Annotated in this window: 23 protein-coding genes and 1 riboswitch; of the genes, 1 reads left to right on the top strand and 22 read right to left on the bottom strand. The window is 67.9% G+C overall.

Annotation, left to right across the window (positions count from 1 at the left end; genetic code table 11):
- Positions 1-28: 28 nt before the first annotated feature.
- The 20 genes from M3B11_RS04580 to pyrR form a co-directional block, all read right to left on the bottom strand.
- Positions 29-436: a PH domain-containing protein gene (locus M3B11_RS04580; RefSeq protein WP_259875579.1), complete on the bottom strand. Its 408-nt coding sequence runs from the start codon at positions 434-436 to the stop codon at positions 29-31.
- A 40-nt stretch (positions 437-476) separates the two neighbouring features.
- A complete protein-coding gene (gene hisG / locus M3B11_RS04575; RefSeq protein WP_259875605.1) occupies positions 477-1,316 on the bottom strand; it encodes an ATP phosphoribosyltransferase in 840 nt (279 codons plus the stop codon).
- 68 nt (positions 1,317-1,384) lie between these two features.
- On the bottom strand, positions 1,385-1,648 hold the full coding sequence (locus M3B11_RS04570; RefSeq protein ID WP_259875578.1) for a phosphoribosyl-ATP diphosphatase: 264 nt from the start codon (positions 1,646-1,648) through the stop codon (positions 1,385-1,387).
- A gap of 328 nt (positions 1,649-1,976) precedes the next feature.
- The gene (locus M3B11_RS04565; RefSeq protein ID WP_259875577.1) at positions 1,977-2,645 is read right to left on the bottom strand and encodes a nicotinamide mononucleotide transporter family protein; all 669 of its coding nucleotides are present in this window, start codon (positions 2,643-2,645) and stop codon (positions 1,977-1,979) included.
- Between the two features lie 101 nt (positions 2,646-2,746).
- A riboswitch (FMN riboswitch) is annotated at positions 2,747-2,872 on the bottom strand.
- A 115-nt stretch (positions 2,873-2,987) separates the two neighbouring features.
- Positions 2,988-3,650: a ribulose-phosphate 3-epimerase gene (gene rpe / locus M3B11_RS04560; protein WP_259875576.1), complete on the bottom strand. Its 663-nt coding sequence runs from the start codon at positions 3,648-3,650 to the stop codon at positions 2,988-2,990.
- A 25-nt stretch (positions 3,651-3,675) separates the two neighbouring features.
- Positions 3,676-5,142: an RsmB/NOP family class I SAM-dependent RNA methyltransferase gene (locus M3B11_RS04555; RefSeq protein ID WP_259875575.1), complete on the bottom strand. Its 1,467-nt coding sequence runs from the start codon at positions 5,140-5,142 to the stop codon at positions 3,676-3,678.
- Entirely contained in the window at positions 5,135-6,079 is a 945-nt protein-coding gene (gene fmt, locus M3B11_RS04550; RefSeq protein WP_259875574.1) for a methionyl-tRNA formyltransferase, read from the bottom strand. Before fmt ends, M3B11_RS04555 begins: the two co-directional genes overlap by 8 nt.
- Positions 6,080-6,109: 30 nt before the next feature.
- The gene (locus M3B11_RS04545; protein WP_259875573.1) at positions 6,110-8,209 is read right to left on the bottom strand and encodes a primosomal protein N'; all 2,100 of its coding nucleotides are present in this window, start codon (positions 8,207-8,209) and stop codon (positions 6,110-6,112) included.
- Positions 8,210-8,230: 21 nt separating this feature from the next.
- Entirely contained in the window at positions 8,231-9,430 is a 1,200-nt protein-coding gene (gene metK / locus M3B11_RS04540) for a methionine adenosyltransferase (RefSeq protein WP_259875572.1), read from the bottom strand.
- Between the two features lie 9 nt (positions 9,431-9,439).
- A complete protein-coding gene (gene coaBC, locus M3B11_RS04535; protein WP_259875571.1) occupies positions 9,440-10,711 on the bottom strand; it encodes a bifunctional phosphopantothenoylcysteine decarboxylase/phosphopantothenate--cysteine ligase CoaBC in 1,272 nt (423 codons plus the stop codon).
- On the bottom strand, positions 10,708-11,046 hold the full coding sequence (gene rpoZ / locus M3B11_RS04530) for a DNA-directed RNA polymerase subunit omega (RefSeq protein ID WP_259875570.1): 339 nt from the start codon (positions 11,044-11,046) through the stop codon (positions 10,708-10,710). Before rpoZ ends, coaBC begins: the two co-directional genes overlap by 4 nt.
- 10 nt (positions 11,047-11,056) lie before the next feature.
- Positions 11,057-11,632 (bottom strand): guanylate kinase, encoded by a 576-nt coding sequence (gmk, locus tag M3B11_RS04525; RefSeq protein ID WP_259875569.1) that lies wholly within the window; start codon positions 11,630-11,632, stop codon positions 11,057-11,059.
- A complete protein-coding gene (mihF, locus tag M3B11_RS04520) occupies positions 11,629-11,946 on the bottom strand; it encodes an integration host factor, actinobacterial type (protein WP_259875568.1) in 318 nt (105 codons plus the stop codon). The genes gmk and mihF overlap by 4 nt, the downstream gene beginning before the upstream one ends.
- 41 nt (positions 11,947-11,987) lie before the next feature.
- Entirely contained in the window at positions 11,988-12,863 is an 876-nt protein-coding gene (pyrF, locus tag M3B11_RS04515) for an orotidine-5'-phosphate decarboxylase (protein ID WP_259875567.1), read from the bottom strand.
- Positions 12,860-16,132 carry a carbamoyl-phosphate synthase large subunit gene (gene carB, locus M3B11_RS04510; protein ID WP_259875566.1) on the bottom strand — a complete coding sequence of 1,091 codons (3,273 nt, stop codon included), beginning with the start codon at positions 16,130-16,132 and terminating at the stop codon, positions 12,860-12,862. The genes pyrF and carB overlap by 4 nt, the downstream gene beginning before the upstream one ends.
- Positions 16,125-17,315, bottom strand: coding sequence for a glutamine-hydrolyzing carbamoyl-phosphate synthase small subunit (carA, locus tag M3B11_RS04505; RefSeq protein ID WP_259875565.1), 1,191 nt, complete (start codon positions 17,313-17,315; stop codon positions 16,125-16,127). The genes carB and carA overlap by 8 nt, the downstream gene beginning before the upstream one ends.
- Positions 17,312-17,806, bottom strand: a complete 495-nt coding sequence (locus tag M3B11_RS04500; RefSeq protein ID WP_259875564.1) for a hypothetical protein — start codon at positions 17,804-17,806, stop codon at positions 17,312-17,314. The genes carA and M3B11_RS04500 overlap by 4 nt, the downstream gene beginning before the upstream one ends.
- Entirely contained in the window at positions 17,794-19,107 is a 1,314-nt protein-coding gene (locus M3B11_RS04495; protein ID WP_259875563.1) for a dihydroorotase, read from the bottom strand. Before M3B11_RS04495 ends, M3B11_RS04500 begins: the two co-directional genes overlap by 13 nt.
- Positions 19,104-20,078, bottom strand: a complete 975-nt coding sequence (locus tag M3B11_RS04490) for an aspartate carbamoyltransferase catalytic subunit (RefSeq protein WP_259875562.1) — start codon at positions 20,076-20,078, stop codon at positions 19,104-19,106. Before M3B11_RS04490 ends, M3B11_RS04495 begins: the two co-directional genes overlap by 4 nt.
- Positions 20,075-20,647 carry a bifunctional pyr operon transcriptional regulator/uracil phosphoribosyltransferase PyrR gene (pyrR, locus tag M3B11_RS04485; protein ID WP_259875560.1) on the bottom strand — a complete coding sequence of 191 codons (573 nt, stop codon included), beginning with the start codon at positions 20,645-20,647 and terminating at the stop codon, positions 20,075-20,077. Before pyrR ends, M3B11_RS04490 begins: the two co-directional genes overlap by 4 nt.
- A 205-nt stretch (positions 20,648-20,852) precedes the next feature.
- Between pyrR and M3B11_RS04480 the strand changes: the two genes are divergently transcribed.
- The gene (locus tag M3B11_RS04480; RefSeq protein ID WP_259875559.1) at positions 20,853-21,941 is read left to right on the top strand and encodes an alpha/beta fold hydrolase; all 1,089 of its coding nucleotides are present in this window, start codon (positions 20,853-20,855) and stop codon (positions 21,939-21,941) included.
- Between the two features lie 89 nt (positions 21,942-22,030).
- On the opposite strand, the gene nusB is transcribed toward M3B11_RS04480, so the two are convergent.
- Positions 22,031-22,579 (bottom strand): transcription antitermination factor NusB, encoded by a 549-nt coding sequence (nusB, locus tag M3B11_RS04475; protein ID WP_259875558.1) that lies wholly within the window; start codon positions 22,577-22,579, stop codon positions 22,031-22,033.
- Positions 22,576-23,139 carry an elongation factor P gene (gene efp, locus M3B11_RS04470; protein ID WP_102160310.1) on the bottom strand — a complete coding sequence of 188 codons (564 nt, stop codon included), beginning with the start codon at positions 23,137-23,139 and terminating at the stop codon, positions 22,576-22,578. Before efp ends, nusB begins: the two co-directional genes overlap by 4 nt.
- Positions 23,140-23,218: the final 79 nt, after the last annotated feature.

Below are 23,218 nucleotides of genomic sequence, written 5' to 3'. Positions count from 1 at the left end.
GTGTCTGCACAGGTGGTGCCAGGCCGGTTCAGTTGTCCGGCACATCGGGTGAGCTGTATGTGTCCACGAGTCTACGCAACCGCTCGCAGGCGTAGCGCGCCCGGTCTCCGTCTGCGGACTGGATCGCCATCACCGACAGGGTCGAACCATCCGACAGGTCGAGGGTGACCCACGAGTCACCACCCCGCGGGTGGAAGCTGATGGCGAGGATGCGCGTCCATTCGACCTTCGTCGTGCTGAAGATGTTGCGCACGATGAGCGCTTCCTCGGTGACGAATGCCGCGATCGCCCCGATGCGCCAGACGAGGGCGCCGAAGAGCACGCCCAGAGCATTCATCCAGACGATGTCGCGGGTTTTCCAGCCGGTCCAGTGCAGCTGGGTCAGCCCCCAGCTCAGCAGTGCAAAGGACACGACGATCGTGATCGCGAGGAACACGGTGAGGATCCTCGTGAAATAGGGCCTGAATGGCCGGGTCTCAGATGCGGCAGGCGCCAATGTTCGTCACCAGGATGGCGCGGGCGCCGACCTCGTAGAGCTGGTCCATCGTCTTGTGCACGTCGCGGGCGGCGACCATAGTGCGCACGGCGTACCAGTCGCTGTCGTGCAGGGCGGAGACGGTCGGGCTTTCGAAGCCGGGCGTCAGCGCGGTCGCCTCGGCGAGGTGCTCGGCGGCGATGTCGTAGTCGACGAGGACGTAGTCGCGGGCGACCATGACGCTTTCGAGCCGGCGCAGAAACTTTCGGGTGCCCGGGTTCGACTTCCGGTTGGAGATGACGACGGCCTCGGAGTGCAGGATCGGCTCGCCGAAGGTCTGCAGCCCGGCCATCCGCAGCGTGGTGCCGGTTTCGACCACATCGGCGATGACGTCGGCGACACCGAGTTCGATCGAGACCTCCACGGCCCCGTCGAGTTTGATGACCCGGGCTTTGAGTCCGCGCTGCCTGAGGTCGCGTTCGACCAGCGTCGGGTAACTGGTGGCGATGGTGAGGCCGTCGAGTTCGTCGATCTCGTGGAAAGCGCCTTCGGCTCCGGCGTAGTGGAAGCGGGAGCGGGCAAAGCCCAGCGGCAGCGTCTCCTCGGCGTCGGCACCGGATTCGAGCAGCAGATCGCGGCCGGTGATGCCGAGGTCGATGAGACCGCGGCCGACGTAGACGGCGATATCGCGTGGGCGCAGGTAGAAGAACTCGATGCCGGCGTCGACGTCGCGGTGGACGAGTCGCTTGGAGGTCGTGCGCACCTGGTAGCCGGCTTCGCGCAGCATGGTGGTCGCTGATTCGGACAGCGAGCCCTTGTTCGGCACAGCCACGCGCAGCATGCCGTCAGCCCGGACCGCCGGGATGCGGCCGGTGTCGGTGATTTCTCGGCTCACAGCTTCCTTTCGGCTCACAGTTCGCGATAGACGTCGTCGAGGCTGATCCCACGGGCGATCATCATCACCTGCAGGTGGTAGATCGCCTGGGCGATCTCGCCTGCGAGTTCGGCATCGGATTCGTACTCGGCGGCCATCCACACCTCGGCGGCCTCTTCGACGACCTTCTTGCCGATCGCATGGACCCCGGCGTCCAGCTCGGCCACGGTGGACGAACCAGCGGGACGGGTGGCTGCTTTGTCGGTCAGTTCTGCGAACAGTTCTTCGAAAGTCTTCACACGGCCAGGGTAATACACCACCGGAACCGCTCTGCAGGGAGTCTCAGGCGCCGTCCTACAGAGCAGAGGCGAGGGCTCCAGCGCAGGCGCTGGAAAGAGCGGTCCCGGCGGTTGCGGCCGGCGCCCGGCGCATCCAGACGAGGACGTTTGAAACAGCGATCAGGAGGAAGGGGGCGGAAGGATCACAACCCCAGGCCACCGAATCCTCCTGCCGTTACCTCGGGAGCGAGCCCTCCTGCGGGATGGCGCGCAGTCGGGATGGTTCAGGGCAATGCCGAGGGCTGACGTACATGATCGGGCTCGACGTCAGCCCGACGTTCGAAGGCGCTCAGCCGCCGGCGCCGTGACCGGCGATCGTCTGTGCGGGTTCGCTCGGCGATGCGATCGTCTGCTTGGACTTCTTCGCCCAGTCGATGATGCCGGCGATGACCATGATGAGGAAGACGAAGTACACGATGCCGGAGAACAGCAGCCCGCCCATGACGGCCAGTGGGATGCCCACGAGGTCGACAGCCAGCCACACGAACCAGAACTCGACGATCGCCCGGCCCTGGGCGTACATCGCCACAAGCGAGCCGATGAAGATGTAGGCGTCCGGGTACGGGTTCCACGACCAGTCGCCCCACGCCAGGATCCAGCCGAAACCGGCGGTGCCGACGGCCAGTGCGGCGATGAGCAGCAGACGTTCGGTCCAGGTTGCCCAGCGCACGCGGATCTCACCGGACTCTTCTCTGGAGCGCTTCCACTGGCTCCATCCCCAGATCGCAGCGGCGACGATGACGACCTGCCGGGCGGCGTTGCCACCGAGGCCTGCCGAAATGCTGGCGGAGAACAGGAACAACGAGCCGGTGATCTGCACCGGCCAGGAGAAGATGTTGCGCCGCAGCGCCAGGAACACCGTTGCCAGCGCGCAGATATTGCCGATGACATCGGACCAGGGAACGGGCTTGCCCATGAGTTCGAAGACCGGGGCATTGAGCCACGAGATGATATCCACTTTCCGAAACCTTTCGCTCAAGGCTCCGGGGGTGCGACGCGTGAATAGCGCGGTGACGCCGCGTAGGCTCAGGCACATATCGCCATCAGCTGCGCAGACGCAGACGTGCTTCCTCCCATCCGGACTTTCACCGTCGGTACTGGAATCCCACCAGTTCAGCCCCGTCGGAACGGGGGTCGCGGACTGTCACCGCCGGCTCGGACTTTCACCGACCCCGGAGCACGTACTCCTGGTCGCACTATAGGCTCTGGCTCACATTCGCGGCAACTCTTCTCTGTCTGCGTGCCTGTTCAGCATTCTCTGCCCACGGGCCTTTTCAGCATTCTCTGCCCACGGGCCTGTTCAACGCTGGGCTTCGACAGCGAGTTCGCGCAGCTCTTCGATCGCTGCGGTGCGATCCTCGGCGCGGTAGACGGCGGAGCCCGCGACGAGCACGTTCGCTCCGGCGGCCACAGCGCGGGCGACGGTCGTGGCTGAGACTCCCCCGTCGACCTGCAGTTGGACTTCGAGTCCGGCGCTTTCGATCGCTTGGCGGGTGCGGGTGACCTTCGGCAGGCACACATCGAGGAATGACTGGCCGCCGAATCCGGGTTCGACGGTCATGATGAGGATCTGGTCGAACTCGGCCAGCAGGTCGATATAGGGCTCTATCGGGGTGGCCGGGCGGATCGCCAGCGAGGCCTTCGCCCCCAGTGCGCGGATCTCTCGCGCCAGCCGGACGGGAGCGGCGGAGGCTTCAGCGTGGAAGCTGACCGAAGCGCAGCCCATCTCGGCGTAGACCGGGGCGTGCCGGTCGGCCTGTTCGATCATGAGATGTGCGTCGATAGGGATCGGCGAGACCTCGCGGATCCGCTCGACGACAGGAGGGCCGAAGGTCAGGTTGGGGACGAAGTGGTTGTCCATGACGTCGACGTGGGCCATATCGGCTGCCGAGATCGCGTCGAGTTCCTCAGACAGGCGGGAGAAGTCACAGGACAGGATGCTGGGATGAATGCGAATGCTCACCCTCCCAGCATAGAGCCTCGGCGCTTCAGCCGGTGCGGCGCAGCAGTGCGAGGAACATCCCGTCGGTGCCGTGCACGTGCGGCCACAGCTGCGCGGCCCGCCCGGTCCCGATCCGCGCCGAGGCGAACGCTGCAGCGTCCCGGCCGGTGACCTCAGCGAGGATCGACGGCGCGTCGAGCGCCTCGACGTCCGTGCCCGAGGCAGTGAGCACCTGTGTGACGATGTCGATCGTCTCGCCGCAGTGGGGTGAGCAGGTGGTGTAGGCCACGACTCCCCCAGGCGCGGTGAGCTCGATCGCCCGGGTCAGGAGTGCGCGCTGGATCGGCTGCAGCGCCTCGACGTCGGCGGCTCGCCGTCTCCAGCGCGCTTCGGGTCGGCGGCGCAATGCACCCAGGCCGGTGCAGGGCACGTCGGCAAGCACGCGCGCGTAGCGGCCGAGGTGCTCGTCTGCCAGGCTGCGGCCGTCGGCGGTGAGGACGGTGACGTCTGCATCGATGGCGCGCACGGAGTCGCGGACGAGCTCAGCGCGGTGGGCCGAGACGTCGCAGGCGACGACCGGCGTGCCGGTGGCAGCTGCTTCGGCTGCGAGCACGGCGGTCTTGCCGCCGGGACCGGCGCAGAGGTCGAGAACCGGGCCCTCAGGCGCCGGGGCTGCGGTCAGGCCGAGGGCCACGAGCTGGGAGCCTTCGTCCTGGACACGAGCCTGTCCGGCCTGCACTTCGGGCAGCGCGTATGGGTCTCCGGAGGACAGTTCGACGCCGAGCGGGGACAGCGTCGTAGGTTCTCCGTAGTCGGCGGCGATCACCTCGCGGTCGGCCAGGCCGGGCAGGACTGTCAGGCACACGCGGGCAGGCACATTGTCGGCTTCGAGCAGCGCGGTGAGCTCACCGGGATGCCTTCCGTGGGCGGTCAGCGATTCGCGCAGTGCGGTGACGATCCAGGCCGGGTGGGCGTAGGCGAGCCCGATCTTCTCATCGTCGCTGGCGCCGTCGGTGACGAGGTCGATCCATTCGGTGCGGGTGCGTTCGCTGATGCGGCGCATGACGGCGTTGACGAACCCTGCGGCCTTCATGTGCTGGGTCGCACGCATGAGACCGACGGTTTCGTTGACGGCGGCATGGGCGGCAGTCTTCATCTCCAGCAGCTGGTGGGCACCCAGGCGCAGGGCGTTGCGGGCAGGGGTGTCGAGCTTGCTGACGGACCGGCCGGCGGCGTGGGCGATGATCGCATCGTAGAGGCCGCGGCCGCGCAGGGTGCCGTAGGTCAGCTCGGTCGCCAGCCCGGCGTCGGCGGTGCTGAGTCCGGCGCGGCTGAGCCGCGGGGGCAGCAGCAGGTTGGCGTAGGCGTCGTCATCGTCGACGGCGATGAGCACGTCGAAGGCGATGCGCCTACCGGGGTTGACGCGGGTGCGGCCGTGGCTGGTGCGGCGGCGTTTGACGCCGGGGCCGGGTTTGCCGGGGGTGGGCTTGCGGTCTCCGCTGGGCTCAGCCATCGGCGGGCTCCTCGCTGATGTCGAAGGCGGCCTGGCCGCGGCCGCGCAGGAAGTCGGCGGCGTCCATCATCGCCTTGCCGAAGGGCTGGATCCGTTCAACGATGACCGCTCCGTCGCTGGTGCCGATGAGTACGGAGCCGTCGGCGTCAGCGGCGAGCTGGCCGGGCTGCTGCCAGGCTGCGCTGCCGGGGTCATCGGCCGCGGTGAGGCCGGCGAGCTTCGTGCGCTTGCCGTCCATGAGCGCCCACGGGCCCGGTGTCGGCGTCACGCCGTTGGCGCGGGCGACGAGTTCAGCGGTGGTGGCGGTGAAGGACAGTTCGGCTTCCTCGGGGATGATCTTCTCGGCATGGCTGCTCTCCCCCTGTTGCGGGGTGAGCTCGGCGGTGCCGTCGGCGAGTTGGTCGAAGGCGGTGACGAGCAGCTCAGCGCCGGTGCGGGCGTAGGAGTCGAGGACTTCACCGGCCGGCGCTGAGGGCAGGTCGAGTTCCTGCTGGGCGAGCACCGGGCCGGTGTCCATGCCGGTGTCGATGCGGAAGACGGTGACTCCCGAGGACATCTGCCCGGCCATGAGCGCCCGCTGCACCGGTGCCGCTCCGCGCCACTGCGGCAGCAGGGAGAAGTGCAGGTTGTACCAGCCGTGCGCGCTGATCGACAGGGCGCGGGGGCCTGCGATCGCGCCGAAGGCGACGACGGCGACGGCATCGGGGTTGAGAGCGTCGAGCTCGTCGAGGATCTGCCCGCGCAGCCGGGCTGCCTCGAGCACCGGGATCCCGGCTGCCAGGGCGCGCTCCTTCACCGGGCTCGGTGTCAGCACGCGCTTGCGCCCAACAGGCGCATCGGGGCGGGTGAGCACGGCGATGACCTCATGGTTGGACTCAAGCAGCGCTTCGAGAGCGGGCACGGCCACGGCGGGGGTTCCTGCGAAGACGATTCTCACCCCGCCAGTCTAACGACCGGGCAGACAGGTTCAGAGCACGTCGGGATCGTCGACCCGGGCGAAGACGGAATCCTCATGCCGCATCGACCGGGCGGCGACCTCGGCGGCGATCCGCCGGGTGACGGCGGGTCCGGAGGCGATGGTGGTGCCGATGATGAGCTCGTACGGCTCGTCGTGCGCGTAGATGTCCCACACCTGACCTACCTCGGAAGCCGCAGCAACCACCTCGGCGACGGCGGACCGGTCACCGCGCAGGCCGATGGTGCGCACTGCCGGGGGGAAGCGCAGCTCGCTGCGCGCCCGGTACTGCTCATCGGCCCAGGCGACGGGTGCGAAATCGGAGATGACCTGGCGGATCGAGGGGTCGTCGTCCATGAGCAGGATGCGTCCGCCGTGCTGCCAGCCGCGGACCAGGCAGGCAGCCCGCATGCGGCGGGCGATGGCGCGGTCGGTGGCCTGCAGGCCCGGGCCCGGCCAGAGCGAGTCGAGCAGCAGGGCCAGGGCGTAGCCGTTGTCAGCATACGGTTCAGCCCCGGTGGTGGCGACGACGATGCTCGGTTCGTCGGGGACGCGGTCGATGATGTGGCTGCCGCCGGAGCGGATGACCTTGGTGCCGGGGAAGGCGCGGCCGAGCTCTTCGAAGGTGCGCTCAATCCCGGCGACGACGGATCGGATGGTGTGGCTGGAGCACTGGGGGCAGGTGAAGGTTTCGGCACGGAAGCCGCAGATCCGGCAGGCGAAGGGCCCCGTCTGGGAAGCGGCTTCGAGTTTGCCTGCGCACTGCGGGCATTCGATGACGGCCCGGCAGCCGGCGCAGGCGACCACCGGCAGGTAGCCGGCGCGCGGAACTTGCACGAGGACGGGTCCGATAGCCGGGGATTCCTTGGTGCGTCCGATCGCTGCCTGGGTGAGGCGGAAGCCGAGTTCGGGCAGCCGCTGGTGCTGATGCGGCGGAAGGTCTTCTGGTGGCAGCTGGCAGACCGGGGCCTGCTGGCGGTGGGCCGGCGCCGGGTAGGTGATCTCGCCGAGCCAGCCGATGCGCACGAGCCGCTGGATCTCGACGGTGCGGTTGTAGTCGAGGAACAGGGCTGCACAACCGGTCTGCTGGATGCGGGTGAGCAGCACCTGACGGGCGTGCGGGTAGGGGGCGTGCTGGTCAAGGTAGTTCTCATCGCCGTCGTCGAGGCAGATGACCAGGCCGATGTCGGATGTCGGGGCGAACGCGGCGGCGCGGGTACCGATGACGAGGCGGGCGGTTCCGTGCAGCGCGCGCACCCAGGCCGACCAGCGAGCAGACTGGCCTTGATCGGCTGACAGGCGGATCGCCAGCGGCTTGAAGTCGCCGAGGGCGGCTTCGAGCGCAGCGAGTTCGCGGTGATCGGGCACGAGCCACAGCACCGATCGGCCTGTGCGCAGCACGCGGGCGGCTGTGCGCAGTCCGTAGTGGATCCAGCCGGTGCCCGGCAGGCTGCCAGGCAGCAGCGCCATGGCCGCGCGCGGGCCGGCAGGTGCGCTGGCGGTGTCGCCGTCGGCTGTGCTGCTGCTGTCGCCGTCTGCTGGGGCCGCACCCATCCAGGTGTCGAGCGCGGTGAGGTAGTCGGTGAAAGCGCCCGGTTCATCGGAGTGTGCGCTGATCTCATCGCAGATCTGCTGGCGTTCGACCGCGCCGAGCGGCGCGGGCGATGCGGTGCGGGCGCGCTTCTCGGCTGTCGCATGCCTGGGCGGGATCGCCAGGCGCAGCACATCGGGCAGGGTGCCGGCGTAGCGGGCGGCGATCTCCTCGCACAGACGGCGCAGTTCGGGAGTGAGAACGACGAGGTCGGAGACGACCCGCTCGATGGCGGTGAGTTCACCGACGTGTTCGCTGCTGGCCTTGCGGGAGACGACGAATCCGGAGATGAGCCGCCCGGCGAAGCGGACCCGCACGCGCACTCCGGGCTGTGCGTCGGCGTCGAGGCCCTCGGTGACGGCGTAGTCGAAGGGGCGGGCCAGGTGCGGCAGCTGGGTTTCGACGAGCACCTCGGCAACCGGCAGGTGCGCGGCCGGCGTCTTGCCGCCGCGCACCCGAATGCCGGAGTCGAGGCCGTCGTCATCGCCGTCGTCGGCGATGAGCCGCGGCTGCTGGCTCATGCGTCTGCTCTCCTGAGCGGGTCAGGAGCACAGGCGGCGCAGGTCCTCGGCCCGGTCCGTGCGCTCCCACGTGAAGTTCTCACCGGTGCGCCCGAAGTGACCGTGGGTGGCGGTCTCGGTGTAGATCGGGCGCTTGAGATCGAGGCTTCTGATGATCATCGACGGACGGAGGTCGAAGACCTCGCGGATGGCCGACTCGATGCGGGCCGGGTCGACGGTTTCGGTGCCGAAGGTCTCGACGTAGAGGCCGACCGGGCGGGCGGAGCCGATCGCGTAGGCGACCTGCACTTCGCAGCGGCGGGCCAGTCCAGCAGCGACGACGTTCTTGGCAACCCAGCGCATCGCGTAGGCACCGGAGCGGTCGACCTTCGAGGGGTCCTTGCCGGAGAATGCCCCGCCGCCGTGGCGGGCGAATCCGCCGTAGGTGTCGACGATGATCTTGCGGCCGGTCAGGCCGGCGTCGCCCATCGGCCCACCGACGACGAAGGGGCCGGCGGGATTGATGTAGAACTTGGTGGCGGCGGTGTCGAGGCTGAAGTCGGCGAGCACCGGTTCAATGACCTCGCGCTTGACCTCGGCTTCGAGCTGATGCTGGCCGATCGCGGCATCGTGCTGAGTGGAGACGACCAGTGCTTCGACGGTACAGGCGGTGTCGCCGTCGTAGCCGATCGTCACCTGTGTCTTGCCGTCCGGCCGCAGGTAGTCGAGGCGACCGGACTTGCGCACCTGGCTCAGCCGCTCGCTCAGCCGATGAGCCAGGTGGATCGGCAGCGGCATGAGCACCTCGGTGGAATCATCGGCGTAGCCGAACATCAGGCCCTGGTCGCCGGCCCCGAGCAGCGAATCGGTGTCCTCGACCTCGCCGCCGGTGCGGTGTTCGAGGGAGGTGGTGACGGCATCGGCGATGTTCTGCGACTGTGCGCCGATCGAGACGGACACGCCGCAGGAGTGGCCGTCGAAGCCCTTTTCGGAGGAGTCGTAGCCGATGCCGGTGATGATCCTGCGGGCGATGCCGGCGACATCGGCGTAGCCGTCCGTCGAGACTTCACCGGCAACGTGGACGAGGCCGGTGGTGACCATCGTCTCGACAGCGACACGGGCGTTGGGGTCCTGGCTCAGCAGCTCGTCGAGGACGCCGTCGCTGATCTGGTCGCAGATCTTGTCGGGGTGTCCTTCGGTGACGGACTCTGAGGTGAATTGGCGAAGATGTTGTGTACTCACCCGGCCATCCTATCGATTCGCACGCGCAGCGACAGCGGCCATGACTTCCTGCGACACATTCTCCTTCGACCCGGCCGTGCGGAGCACCTCGCGCACTGAAGCGCTCTGACCAGCGGCTCCGCCCTGACCGGGGTCGGTGGGGACGCGTTCGTAGACGATGAGGCTGTTGTCGTCGCGGTCGAAGGCCTGGCCGGCGGAGACGTCGTTGAGAACGAGCATGTCGCAGCCCTTGCGCAGCAGCTTCTGCTGGGCGAGCTCCTCAGCGCTGGCGTGCGGGGAGCCGGTTTCGGCGGCGAATCCGATGATCGTCTGGCCCTCGGCGCGGGTATCGACGAGGCCGGCGAGGATGTCGGGGTTCTGCACGAGTTCGATCATCAATCCGGAGTCCCCGGACTTCTTCATCTTGTGCTCGGCGGTCTCAGCCGGCCGGTAGTCGACGACCGCGGCGCACATGATGATGACGTCGGCATCGGGCTGAGAGGCCTGGGCGGCGTGCTGCAGTTCGGCGGTCGTCTCGATGCCGGTGACGGCGATCCGGTCGCTGAGGCCCTCCAGCAGTCTGTCCTCGACGTTGGCGGCGATAAGGGTGACATCGGCACCGAGTCCGGCTGCCGCACGGGCCAGGGCGATCCCCTGTTTGCCCGAGGACCGGTTGCCGAGGAAGCGCACCGGGTCGAGCGGCTCGCGGGTGCCGCCTGCGGTGATGAGCACTCGCCGACCGGCGAGTGGCGCCTCGGCGTCGGTTCCCGAGGCACGGCTGCTGTGGACGTCAAGGGCGGTGGCGACGATGTCCTCGGGTTCGGGTAGCCGTCCGGGCCCGGAATCGGCTCCGGTGAGCCGGCCGCTGGCCGGTTCGATGACATGGATGCCGCGTTCGCGCAGCACGGCGACGTTGTCGGCGGTGGCGGGGTTGAGCCACATCTCGGTGTGCATCGCAGGCGCAAGCACCACCGGCGCGGTCGTGGAGATGACGGTGGCGGTCAGCAGGTCATCGGCCCGCCCAGCGCGCAGCCGTGCGATGAGGTCGGCGGTGGCCGGGGCGATGAGCACGAGGTCGGCGTGCTGGCCGATGCGGATGTGCTCGACTTCGTCGATGCGTTCGAACACGCTCGTCTGCACCGGCTGGCCGCTCAGCGCCTCCCAGGTGGCGGCGCCGACGAAGGTGAGCGCCGAGTCGGTGGGCACGACCTTGACGGCGTGCCCGCGTTCTCGCAGGGCGCGGACGACCTGACAGGCCTTGTAGGCCGCGATCCCGCCGCTGACCCCTACGACGATGTTCACTGCTCGGTGGGGGTGTCGAAGCTCAGGTCGATGTCGGCTTCAGCAGTCTCGAAGTCTTCGACGACCGGCGCGGCGAAGTCCTCTTCACGCGGCTCGCGGATGAGGATCTTGCCTTCGTTGACCTCGCGCAGGGCGATCGACAGCGGCTTCTCGTTCGGCTCCGGGGTCACCAGCGGGCCGACGTTCTCGAGCAGGCCCTCCTGAAGCTGCGCGTAGTAGGCATTGATCTGCCGGGCGCGGCGAGCCGATTCGATGACGAGTTCGAACTTCGAATCCGTCACCGCCAGCAGGTCGTCGATCGGCGGATTGGTGATACCTTTCGGTTCAGCGGACACTCAAACTCCATCAGTTGTCGGGGGCGTTGTCGATTGACAACCCCATCAATGCTACTAGTTCCTCGGCGGCTTCTGAAATGTCGTGGTTGATGACGGTGTGGTCGAACTCGGTCTCAGCGGCCAGCTCTTCCTTCGCGGTCTCCAGCCGCCGGGCCTGTTCCTCTTCGGATTCGGTGCCGCGGCCGATGAGCCGGCGGACGAGCTCATCCCAACTCGGGGGGCCGAGGAACACGAACCTCGCCTCAGGCATCGTCTCCTTGACCTGGCGGGCCCCCTGCAGGTCGATCTCCAGCAGCGGATGGGAGCCGGCTTCGAGTGCTTCGCGCACCGGCTCGGCAGGCGTGCCGTAGCGGTACCGGCCGTGCACGGTGGCGAATTCGAGGAGTTCGCCGGCTTCGATCATGCGGTCGAACTCCTCTTCGCTGACGAAGTAGTAGTCGACGCCTTCCCGCTCGCCCTCACGCGGTGGGCGCGTGGTGGCTGAGACGGAGAACCAGATCTGCGGGAAGTGTCTGCGGATGTGTGCGCCGACGGTGCCTTTGCCGACGGCGGTCGGTCCTGCCAGAACAGTCAGTCGTTGGGTCACGCGGTTTCGAATCTCTCCACGAGTGCGGCCTTCTGGTGCACGCCGAGGCCCTTGAGTCGCCGGGATTCGGCAATGCCGATCTGCTCCATGAGCGCTGAAGCGCGCCGCTTGCCCACGCCGGGCATGGAGCGCAGCAGGTCATGGACCTTCATCTTGCTCAGAGCTTCGTCGTCTGCTGCGTCCTTCAGGACTGTCGACAGGGATTTCTCACCTGACTTCAGCGCAGCCTTGGCATCCGCCCGAGCCTGCCTGGCCTTGAACGCTTTGTCGAGTGCTGCAGAACGCTGTTCGGGTGTCAGAGGTTGGAGAGCCACGTCTACTCCTTAGTGCTCCAGTCCGCATCAGCAGATTTGTATCAGTGTAGACCGTCTGCACCGGTGAGCGCACGGGTCGTTTCCCTCATCTGCTCGCGCAGTGCTGGAATCCCCGGTCCTGCTGAGAGGATCGCACGTCCCGCATTCACGATGACCCGGCCGTCGGTGAACGCTGCGCCGAACACGCTGTGCAGATCCTCGACTGCCCCTCCCTGGGCGCCGTAGCCCGGTGCCAGGATCGGGTAGTCGCCTGCTGTCAGGTCGATGCCGAGGTCACGGGCGGCGGTGCCGGTGGTCGCACCGATGACGACGCCGAGGCGCGGGGCACCGAGCTGTGCGTTGACCTCCCGGACGCCTGCGATCACCTCGGCGGCGACCGTCTGTCCGCCGGAGGTGCGCGCATGCTGGACGGCGGCACCATCGGGGTTCGACGTCAGCGCGAGGACGAACGCGCCGGTGCCGTAGGTGCGTGCGCATTCGAAAGCCGGTGCGAGTGAGCCGAAGCCCAGATACGGTGACAGGGTCACGGCGTGGGCGTACAGCGGGGAGGCCGGGTTCATGTAGGCCTCGGCGTAGCCGGCCATCGTCGAGCCGATGTCACCGCGCTTGATGTCGAGGATCGTCGACAGCCCAGCAGCGTGGGCAGCGCTCAGCACGTCTTCGAGGGCGGCCATCCCGCGGGAGCCGTGGCGTTCGAAGAACGCCGCCTGCGGTTTGACGGTCCTGCACTCCCCTGCGGCCGCCTCGACGATGCGCAGGCCGAAGTCGCGCACCCCGGCCGCGGAGTCCGGCAGCGACCAGTCGGCCAGCAGCCCGGCGTGCGGGTCGATGCCGACGCACAGCCGAGTGCGGTTGGCCTGCGGCCAGTCGCATCCGTAATCCCGTCCAGGCTGGGGGCTCGTGTCCTGCACGCTCATGCCCAGTCCTGCAGGGAGCACACATCGAAAGCCGCTGCCTGCTGGCCTTCGATTGCGGTGACCGCGGCGGTGAACTCGGCGACCGTGGTCACCAGCGGGATCGAGGAGGCGACGGCGGCGGCGCGGATCTCGTAGCCGTCGGCGCGCTCCTGCCGGCCGGCGGGCACGTTGATGACAAGGTCGATGCGGCCTTCGGTGATGTCGTCGAGGATCGTGCGCTCCCCTTCGGCGGCTTCGTAGTACTTCGCGATCCGGGTGCTCGTGATGCCGTAGCGGTCGAGCATCGCGGCGGTGCCGGCGGTGGCGACGACGTCGAATCCCATATCGACGAGCTGCTTGACGGCCAGCACCGAGGAACGTTTGTCGCGGTCGGCGACCGAGACGAACACCGTGCCCGAGGTGGGCAGTGCCGCACCGGCGGCGAGCTCAGCCTTGGCGAAGGCGACCGGGAAGGCGGTGTCGATGCCCATCACCTCGCCGGTCGAGCGCATCTCCGGGCCGAGGATCGAATCGACGACCTTGCCGTCGACGGTGCGGAACCGGCGGAACGGCAGCACTGCCTCTTTCACGGCGACCGGGTGGTCATCGGGCAGGGTCGAGCCGTCGTGTTCGGAGGCGAGGACGGTCCGGCGCAGCTCGCTGATCGTTGTGCCGACGGCGATGAGGGCGGCTGCCTTGGCCAGGGGCACTGCGGTGGCCTTGGAGACGAACGGCACCGTACGGGAGGCACGCGGGTTGGCCTCGATGACGTAGAGGACATCGGCGGCGACGGCGAACTGGATATTGATGAGGCCGCGCACGTTCGTGCCGCGGGCGATCGCGGCGGTAGCGTTGCGGACCTGTTCGATGACATCGGCACCCAGCGTCAGGGCCGGCAGCACCGAGGCGGAGTCACCGGAGTGGATGCCGGCTTCCTCGATGTGCTCCATGATCCCGCCGATGTAGGTCTCGTGCCCGTCGTAGAGGGCGTCGACGTCGATCTCGACGGCGTCTTCGAGGAACCGGTCGACGAGCACCGGCCGGTCGATGGACACCTCGGTGGCCGAGGCCATGTAGTTCATCAGCTGTTCGGTGTCGTAGACGATCTGCATGCCGCGTCCGCCGAGCACATAGCTGGGGCGCACGAGCACCGGGTAGCCGATGTCCTCAGCAATCGACTGGGCCTCGTCGTAGGTAGTGGCAGTCCCGTGCTTGGGCGCGCGCAGCCCGGCCTCGGCGAGCACCTGGCCGAATTCGCCACGGTCCTCCGCCAGGTCGATGGCCTCCGGCTGGGTGCCGAGCACCGGCACGCCGGCGGCCTTGAGCTGGCCGGCCAGGCCGAGCGGCGTCTGCCCACCGAGGGTGCAGACGACACCGGCGACGGGTCCGGCCTGCTTCTCGGCGTGGTAGATCTCCATGACGTCTTCGAAGGTCAGCGGTTCGAAGTACAGCCGGTCGGCGGTGTCGTAGTCGGTTGAGACGGTCTCGGGGTTGCAGTTGACCATGATCGTCTCGTAGCCGGCCTCAGCCAGTGCCATGGTGGCGTGCACGCACGAATAGTCGAACTCGATGCCCTGGCCGATCCGGTTGGGTCCGGAGCCGAGGATGATGACGGCCTCGCGTTCGCGCGAGGACACCTCGGTCTCATCGTCGTAGCTGGAGTAATGATACGGGGTCTTGGCCTCGAACTCTCCGGCGCAGGTGTCGACGGTCTTGAACACCGGGCGCAGCCCGAGGGCCTGGCGCACGGCGGTGACGACGGATTCGTCGAGGTGGCGCAGCTGGCCGATCTGAGCGTCGGAGAAGCCGTGGTTCTTCGCCAGGCGCAGGGTGTCGACATCGAGGCTCTCAGCGGAGGCGATGACCTCAGCGACGTCATTGATGAGCTGGATCTGATCGAGGAACCAGGGGTCGATGTCGCAGGCCTCGTGGACCTCTTCGACGGTCATACCGGCGGCCAGCGCCCGCTGCACGGTGTAGAGGCGCTCAGTGGTGGCGTGGCCGAGGTCGCGGATGACCTGGGAGCGGGCGGCGTCGGTGGAGATGTCGAGCGGGTCGTTCCAGGAGAACGACGAGTTCTTCTGCTCGATCGAGCGCATCGCCTTCTGCAGCGCGGTGGTGAAGTTCCGGCCCAGGGCCATCGCCTCGCCGACGGATTTCATGGTGGTCGTCAGCGTCGGGTCGGCGGCCGGGAACTTCTCGAACGCGAACCGCGGGACCTTGACGACGATGTAGTCCAGTGCCGGTTCGAATGCGGCTGGGGTGACCTCGGTGATGTCGTTGGGGATCTCATCGAGGGTGTAGCCGATTGCGAGCTTGGCTGCGATCTTGGCGATCGGGAACCCGGTGGCCTTCGAGGCCAGCGCCGAGGAGCGGGAGACCCGCGGGTTCATCTCGATGACGACGATGCGACCGTCATCGGGGTCGATGGCGAACTGGATGTTGCAGCCGCCGGTGTCGACGCCGACTTCGCGGATGACGGCGATGCCGATGTCGCGCATCTCCTGGTATTCGACATCGGTGAGCGTCAGCGACGGGGCGACGGTGATGGAGTCGCCGGTGTGCACGCCGACAGGATCGACGTTCTCGATCGAGCACACGACGACGACGTTGTCGTTCTTGTCGCGCATGAGCTCGAGTTCGTATTCCTTCCACCCGAGGATGCTCTCCTCGAGCAGCACTTCATGGGTCAGCGAGTCGACGAGCCCGTCGCCGGCGATGCGGCGCAGGTCGGCTTCGCTGAAGGCCATGCCGGAGCCCAGTCCGCCCATCGTGAATGACGGCCGGACGACCATCGGGTAGCCGAGCTCCTCGGCTGCGGCGAGACATTCGTCCATCGAGTGGCAGATCGCCGAGCGGGCGACTTCGGCGCCGCAGCGTTCGACGACCTGCTTGAACTGCTGGCGATCCTCACCGCGCTGGATCGCGTCGACGTCGGCGCCGATGAGCTCGACGCCGTACTTCTCCAGCACGCCGGCCTCATGCAGGTTGATCGCGGCGTTGAGTGCGGTCTGCCCGCCGAGGGTCGGCAGCAGAGCGTCGGGGCGCTCCTTGGCGATGATCGTCTCGATGACGGCCGGGTCGATCGGCTCGACGTAGGTGGCGTCGGCGAGCTCCGGGTCGGTCATGATCGTCGCCGGGTTGGAGTTGACGAGGATGACCCGCATGCCCTCGCGTTTGAGGACGCGGCAGGCCTGGGTGCCGGAGTAGTCGAACTCGCAGGCCTGGCCGATGACGATGGGCCCGGAGCCGATGACGAGGACTGAGGAGAGGTCGTCCCTCTTAGGCATGTGCGTTGTCTCCTTCGGTGGTCTCGATGCTCGGGGTGACGGTGGCCGCGCCGTCGAGCAGTTCGATGAACCGGTCGAACAGGTCGCGGGCGTCGTGCGGGCCGGCTGCGGATTCGGGGTGGAACTGGACGGAGAACGCCGGCAGGTCGAGGCAGCGCAGGCCTTCGACGACGGCGTCGTTGAGTCCGATGTAGCTGACCTCCACTCGGCCGAGGTGCTCCCCGGCTGGGGCGGTGACGATCTCGCGCAGCGGGGCAGCGACGGCGAAGCCGTGGTTCTGGGTGGTGATGTGGACCTGCCCGTTGGCGGTGTCGAGGACGGGCTGGTTGGAGCCGCGGTGGCCGAAGGGCAGCTTGTAGGTCTCGAAGCCGAGTGCCCGCCCGAGCAGCTGGTTGCCGAAGCAGATGCCGAAGAACGGGATCTTGGCCTCCAGCACCCGGGAGAGCACGTCCACCGCGTTCGTCACGCTCGACGGATCGCCGGGGCCGTTGGAGAAGAACACGCCGTCGGGGTCCAGCTCAGCGAGCTGTTCGAAGGTGAAGTCTGCCGGCACGACGATGGTCTCGATTCCGCGGGTGGCGAACTGGTCGAGTGTCGTCGTCTTGATGCCGAGGTCGTAGGCGACGACGCTGTGCTTCTTCTCCCCGTCCGCCGGGATCGTGTACGGCTTGTCGCAGGTGACTTCTGCGCTCAGATTCGCTCCTGCCATCGGTTCGGCGGCACGCACCTCGGCGAGCAACTCTGCGTTCGGGCGCTGCGCCTCGGGACCGGAGAAGATCCCGGCGCGCATGGCGCCCTTGTCCCGCAGGTGGCGGGTGAGTGCGCGGGTGTCGATGTCGGTGATGCCGACGATGCCGCGGTCGGTCAGCCGGGCTTCGAGGTCGCCGGTGGCCCGCCAGTTCGACCGGCGGCGGGCGGCGTCGCGGACGACGTAGCCGGCGACCCAGATGTCGCGGGATTCGTCGTCTTCGTCGTTGACGCCGGTGTTGCCGATGTGCGGCATCGTCTGGATGACGATCTGGCGCCGGTACGACGGGTCGGTCAGGGTCTCCTGGTAGCCGGTCATCGAGGTGACGAACACGGCCTCGCCGGTGGTCGAGCCCTCAGCGCCGTAGGCGCGGCCGGTCAGTGTGCGGCCGTCGTCGAGGACGAGAACGGCAGGTGGGCGCTGGTGCAGGGTCATGAGTCCTCCCCGAGGAGCTGGCGGATGGAATTCAGTGTCGGTGTGCGGTCGGCTGCGTGCCGGGGGCGGAAGCCGGTGTCGACGAGGGTGTCGCCGAGCCGCCAGGTGATGATGATGAGCCCGTCGCGTTCGACGAATTTGCCGATCATCCCCGAGTCGGTGCGCACGTCTTCGAGGTCGGCGGCGGGGATGAGCATGTCGGGCACGCCGTCGCGGTCGAGGACGATGCCGGTGCCGCTGATGCCCAGTGAGGCGGTGGTGCGCACGCCGAGGTGGTGGACGGCGACGCGTTCGAGCGGTTCGGCGGCCAGGGTGGTCGCCACATAGGTGCCCGCGACGGGAGGTGAGCTGAGCGTGAGTTCGGCAGCCGGCGCCGCGGGAGCGGGGATGCTGGACTGCCGGTTCTTGCGCGCCCGCCAGCCCAGCCACATGAGGGCGAAGAGCACGACGATGACGGCTGCGACGATGAGGGTCGGGATCAGGCGATCCATGTGCCGCCTCTCGTGATCGGGTGCGGGTCGGACAGCTGGGAGTCGGTGACGACGCGGTGGCCGTAGAGGATCGTGTGGACGATCCGGGATGACACCTCGATCCCGGCGAACGGATTGTTGCGTCCCATCGTCGCGTGGGCACCCGGGGTAATCCGCTCGCTGGCCTCCGGGTCGACGAGCACGAGGTTCGCGCCGGTGCCGATCTCCAGGCTGCCCTGTTCGCGCAGACCGGAGATCTCAGCCGGGGTGCGCGACATGACGCGGGCGATATCAGCCCAACCGAAGTCGTAGTCAGTCATCGCCTCGACGACGATCGGCAGCGCGGTCTCCATGCCGACCATGCCCATCGCCGCGGCGGTCCATTCGCAGCACTTGTGCTCCGAGGGGTGCGGGGCGTGGTCGGTGCCGACGATGTCGATGGTGCCATCTGCCAGCCCGGCGCGCACGGCATCGACGTCGGCTTGGGTGCGCAGCGGCGGGTTGACTTTGTAGACGGGGTCGAAGCTGCGCACGAGCTCATCGGTGAGCATGAGGTGGTGCGGGGTGACCTCGGCGGTGACCTGCACGCCGCGGGACTTGCCCCAGCGCACGAGGTCGACTGCGCCCTTGGTCGACAGGTGGCAGATGTGCAGCCGGGAGCCGACGTGCTCGGCGAGCAGGATGTCGCGGGCGATGATCGCCTCCTCGGCCACCGCCGGCCAGCCGGGCAGACCGAGTTCGGCGGAGACGACGCCCTCGTTCATCTGGGCGCCTTCGGTCAGCCGGGGCTCCTGGGAGTGCTGGGCGATCACCCCGTCGAAGGTCTTGACGTACTCCAGGGCCCGGCGCATGATGAGCGGATCGAACACGCACAGCCCGTCGTCGGAGAAGATCGTCACCCCGGCAGCCGAGCGGGCCATCGCACCGAGTTCGGCCAGCTGGGTGCCCTTCTGCCCGACGGTGACCGCGCCGATCGGCACGACTTCGGTGTAGCCGGCCTCGCGGCCGAGGTGGTAGACCTGTTCGACGACGCCGGCGGTGTCGGCGACCGGTGCGGTGTTGGCCATCGCGTGCACGGCTGTGAAGCCGCCGCGGGCGGCTGACTGGGAGCCGGTGAGCACCGTCTCGGCGTCTTCGCGGCCGGGTTCCCGCAGGTGGGCGTGCAGGTCGACGAGGCCGGGCAGGGCGATGAGCCCGGTGGCATCGATGACTTCATCAGGGCTGGTGAGGGTCGTGACGTCGACGAAGCGGCCGTCTGAGATCGCGATGTCGCCGACCTCCTGGCCGAGGATGTTCGCACCGCGGATGAGCAGCGAAGTCATAGGGCACCTTCCTTACCGGTGAGCAGACTGTAGAGCACGGCCATGCGCACGGCCACGCCGTTCTCCACCTGGTTGAGGATGACCGCGCGCGGGGAGTCGGCCGCCTGCGCGCAGATCTCGAAGCCGCGGTTCATGGGCCCGGGATGCATGATCGCGGTGTGTTCGGGCAGCCGGTTGTAGCGGGCGGAGGTCATGCCCCACAGGCGGCTGTATTCGCGGGTGTTGGGGAAGAACGACTGGTGCATGCGCTCGAACTGCACGCGCAGCATCATGACCGCATCGAAGTCGTGGGCGTCGAGTGCCTCATCGAAGTCGTAGAACACCTCCGCCGGCCACGTCTCCACACCCCACGGCAGCAGGGTCGGCGGGGCGATGAGCACCACTCGGGCGCCAAGGGTGGTGAGCAGGTGGACGTTCGAGCGCGCGACCCGGGAGTGGAGGATGTCGCCGACGACGGCGACGGTGGTGCTGGCCAGGTCGGTGCCGCGGGCGTTGCCTCCCGGGCCCGAGGCCGGCGATCCGGTGAGTGTGCGGCGCAGGGTGAAGGAGTCGAGCAGCGCCTGGGTGGGGTGCTCGTGGGTGCCGTCACCGGCGTTGACGACCCCGGCGTCGATCCAGCCGGTGGTGGCCAGCCGGTAGGGAGTGCCGGAGCCGTTGTGGCGGACGACGACGGCGTCTGCGCCCATCGCGCCGAGCGTCTGGGCGGTGTCCTGCAGGCTCTCGCCCTTCGACACGCTCGATCCCTTGGCGGAGAAGTTGATGACATCGGCTGAGAGCCGTTTGGCGGCGGCTTCGAAGGAGATGCGGGTGCGGGTGGAGTCCTCGAAGAAGAGGTTGACGACGGTGTGGCCGCGCAGCACCGGAAGCTTCTTCACCGAGTGAGTGCTGACCTGGGTCATCTCCTCAGCGACGTCGAGGAGGCCGATAGCGTCCCCACGGCTGAGGTCTGCGGTCGACAGGAGGTGCTTCATGCCTGGTCTCCCTCCGCCCCGGCGGTCTCAGGCCAGGAGATCGTGACGGTGTCCTCACCGTCGATCTCGGCGAGGCCGACGAAGACGCGCTCGTCGACGGCGGTCGGGAGGTTCTTGCCGACGTGGTCGGCGCGGATCGGCAGGCTGCGGTGGCCGCGGTCGACGAGCACGGCCAGCCGCACGGCAGCCGGGCGTCCGATGTCGGCGATCGCGTCGAGGGCTGCGCGGATGGTGCGCCCGGAGAACAGCACGTCGTCGACGAGCACGACGGTGCGCCCGTCGATGCCGCCGGACGGGATGTGGGTGGGTTCGGGTGCGCGCAGCTTGCCGTGGCGCAGGTCGTCGCGGTACATCGTGATGTCGAGGCTGCCGCAGATCTGAGCGGGATCGACGCCCGGTTCGATGTCGGCGATCTTGGCGGTCAGCCGCTGTGCCAGCGGGACGCCGCGGGTGGGAATGCCGAGGATGGTGAGGTCGCCGGCGCCTTTGTTGCTCTCGAGGATCTCATGGGCGATCCGCGTGATGGCGCGGGATATCTCGTCGGCGTTCAGTACTGTGCGAACACGCATGTGCGGTCCCCCTTCTCCGCCTCACAGGACGGTGGTTAAAGGAGTGTCGTCTGCACACGAGTGTACCCCCTCGGCCGACACCGGGCGCCCCCTGGGTGGTGTGCCCGGCAGGCTGTGATTAGACTCTCACCAATGCCCGATGCACTTGAGCGCCCCAAGCCCGGCCCGACTGCGCCGGGCGTACGCCCTTCGTGAGGAGAACCGCGTGAGTTCCGCATCATCACACGCACAGCTGCCCGCCCTCGACCTCGGCGTCCATACCGCTGGCCTGCCTGCCGAGGTGTCGTTTGCCACCGCGACCTACCCCACCGCCGATGGCGAGCACACCTGCGGTTATCTCCACGCCGGCAGCGCCGACGATCCGCTCATCGTGTTCCTGCACGGCTGGCCGGACCTCGGGCGCTCATTCGCCTCGCTGCTGCCGATGATCGCCGCCGAGGGCTATTTCGCCGTCGCCCCGGATATGCGTGGCTACGGCGCTTCGACGGTCTATGCCGAGACCTCGGCGTATGCGATCGAGAATGCGGTGACCGATGTGCGCGGGCTCATCAGCTCGCTCAGGCGCGGCGAGCACGCTGAGGCGATCGTCGTCGGTCACGACTACGGCGCCCCGGTCGCCTGGTCGTTCGCTGCCGCACACCCGGAGATGTGCAGGGCGGTGGCCGGGATGTGCGTGCCGCACCTGCCGGCAGGTGCGTCGATGACCGCACATGTCAACCGGTCGATGTACCCGGAGGACACGTTCCCCTACGGCCAGTGGGACTACATGGTCGCTCACCAGCAGATGCCGGAGAAGCTCGCGGCGGAGTTCGACGCCGACGTGCCCGGCTTCATCGCCACGATCATGCGTCGGGGCAACCCGGAGCAGATGTCGAAGCCTGCCCTGCAGGCCAAGATCCGGTCCCGAGGCGGTTGGTTCCCTGATGGCGTGCCGTTCCGGGAGCGCGATGGCCGGGTGCTGAGTGCCGAGGACTACGACGCGCTCGTCGCCTCGCTCTCACGCACCGGTTTCGCCTACCCGAACGCGTGGTACCGCAACGTCGAAGCGAATGCCGCGTTCACCGAGAGCCTGCCCGGCGGCGGGCGGATCACTCAGCCGGCACTGTTCGTCCACGCTCGCTACGACCAGGTCTGCGACACTCTCGGCTCGACGATGGCCGAGCCGATGCGCGAGGCGATCCCGCAGCTGACGGAGCGCATCATCGAGGCCGGTCACTGGGTGGTGCAGGAGAAGCCGATCCACACCACCGAGGTGATCACCGACTGGCTCGCCTCAGTGCGTCAGGGAGGCTGAGCCGCTCAGCTGCGCATGCTCAAGCCCCGGTCTCCGAGAGATGTCGGTGGCCGGGGCTTCGCGATGGCTGGGATGACTGCGGCGTGCTCTCAGGCTGAGGAGTCGGTTCCGTCCGCCTTCGACGTCTTGCCCTCGGAGCCTTGAGAGCCGGGGGCGTCCTCAACGAGCGTCAGCGTCGATCCGGCGGGCATGTCAGAACCCGATGCCTTGGGAGCGGGCACAGCCGCTTGGGTCTCACCGGTCCGCCGTTTGCGGCTGACCGCGTCGAGGACGGCGTTGATGAAGGCCGGTGATTCGTCACGGGAGTACACACGACTGAGCGCGACGGCTTCGGAGATCGCGACGGGATCGTCGATGTCGTCGTTGTGCATGATCTCCCAGATGCCCATGCGCAGCAGCGCCCGGTCGACAGCCGGCATGCGAGTGACCGGCCAGTCGGTGACGAACTCCTCGATGAGCCCGTCGATCTCATCACGGTGATCGACGACCCCGGTGACGATCTCGACGGCGTAGGGCTTCATCGGGTAGTCCGGATCGCCCGAACGCATGCGGATGAGCTCGGGTTCCGGCAGGCGGCGCTGCTCGGACTCGAAGATCAGTTCGAGTGCGCGCTTTCGCGCGCGGGACCGGGAGCTCACTCCTTAACGCGGCCGAGGTACTCGCCCGAGCGGGTGTCGACCTTGACCTTGGTGCCCTCTTCGAGGAACAGCGGCACCTGGATCTCGTATCCGGTCTCGACGGTTGCCGGCTTGGAACCGCCGGTGGAGCGGTCGCCCTGCAGCCCGGGCTCGGTGTGGGTGATGGCCAGCTCGACGCTCGGCGGCAACTCGATGTAGAGGGCTGCGCCGTCGTGGAAGGCCACCTGGACCTTCTGGTTCTCGAGCATGAAGTTCGCAGAGTCACCGACGAGTTCCGGGGCGAGGGAGACCTGGTCGTAGTCCTCGAGATCCATGAAGACGTAGTCGGTGCCGTCGTTGTACAGGTATTCCATGTCACGGCGGTCGACGTTGGCGGTCTCGACCTTGGTGCCGGCGTTGAACGTCTTGTCGATGATCTTGCCGGAGGTGACGTTCTTGAGCTTCGTGCGCACGAAAGCCGGCCCCTTGCCGGGCTTGACGTGGAGGAACTCAAGCACCTGCCACAGCTGGTTCTCGATCTTGAGGACCATGCCGTTCTTCAAGTCGTTGGTCGTTGCCAATGGAAATCCTTCGCAGTCGATGACGGCGGCGCCGTTCGCGGCGCACCAGGGGTCAAGTGTAGCAAGGCCCTCCGGCCCG

Source organism: Brevibacterium sp. p3-SID960 (assembly GCF_025144725.1).
Taxonomy (GTDB): Bacteria; Actinomycetota; Actinomycetes; order Actinomycetales; family Brevibacteriaceae; genus Brevibacterium.
This window is presented reverse-complemented; position numbering and strand designations above follow the sequence as displayed.

Bases quoted from the DNA above. Each gene is read 5' to 3' on its own strand.
- M3B11_RS04495 (WP_259875563.1), bottom strand. From the start codon at position 19,107: ATGACTTCGCTGCTCATCCGCGGTGCGAACATCCTCGGCCAGGAGGTC.
- M3B11_RS04545 (WP_259875573.1), bottom strand. From the start codon at position 8,209: ATGAGCCAGCAGCCGCGGCTCATCGCCGACGACGGCGATGACGACGGC.
- hisG (WP_259875605.1), bottom strand. From the start codon at position 1,316: ATGCTGCGCGTGGCTGTGCCGAACAAGGGCTCGCTGTCCGAATCAGCG.
- pyrF (WP_259875567.1), bottom strand. From the start codon at position 12,863: ATGAGCGTGCAGGACACGAGCCCCCAGCCTGGACGGGATTACGGATGC.
- carB (WP_259875566.1), bottom strand. From the start codon at position 16,132: ATGCCTAAGAGGGACGACCTCTCCTCAGTCCTCGTCATCGGCTCCGGG.
- M3B11_RS04555 (WP_259875575.1), bottom strand. From the start codon at position 5,142: ATGGCTGAGCCCAGCGGAGACCGCAAGCCCACCCCCGGCAAACCCGGC.
- carA (WP_259875565.1), bottom strand. From the start codon at position 17,315: ATGACCCTGCACCAGCGCCCACCTGCCGTTCTCGTCCTCGACGACGGC.
- M3B11_RS04490 (WP_259875562.1), bottom strand. From the start codon at position 20,078: ATGAAGCACCTCCTGTCGACCGCAGACCTCAGCCGTGGGGACGCTATC.
- M3B11_RS04500 (WP_259875564.1), bottom strand. From the start codon at position 17,806: ATGGATCGCCTGATCCCGACCCTCATCGTCGCAGCCGTCATCGTCGTG.
- pyrR (WP_259875560.1), bottom strand. From the start codon at position 20,647: ATGCGTGTTCGCACAGTACTGAACGCCGACGAGATATCCCGCGCCATC.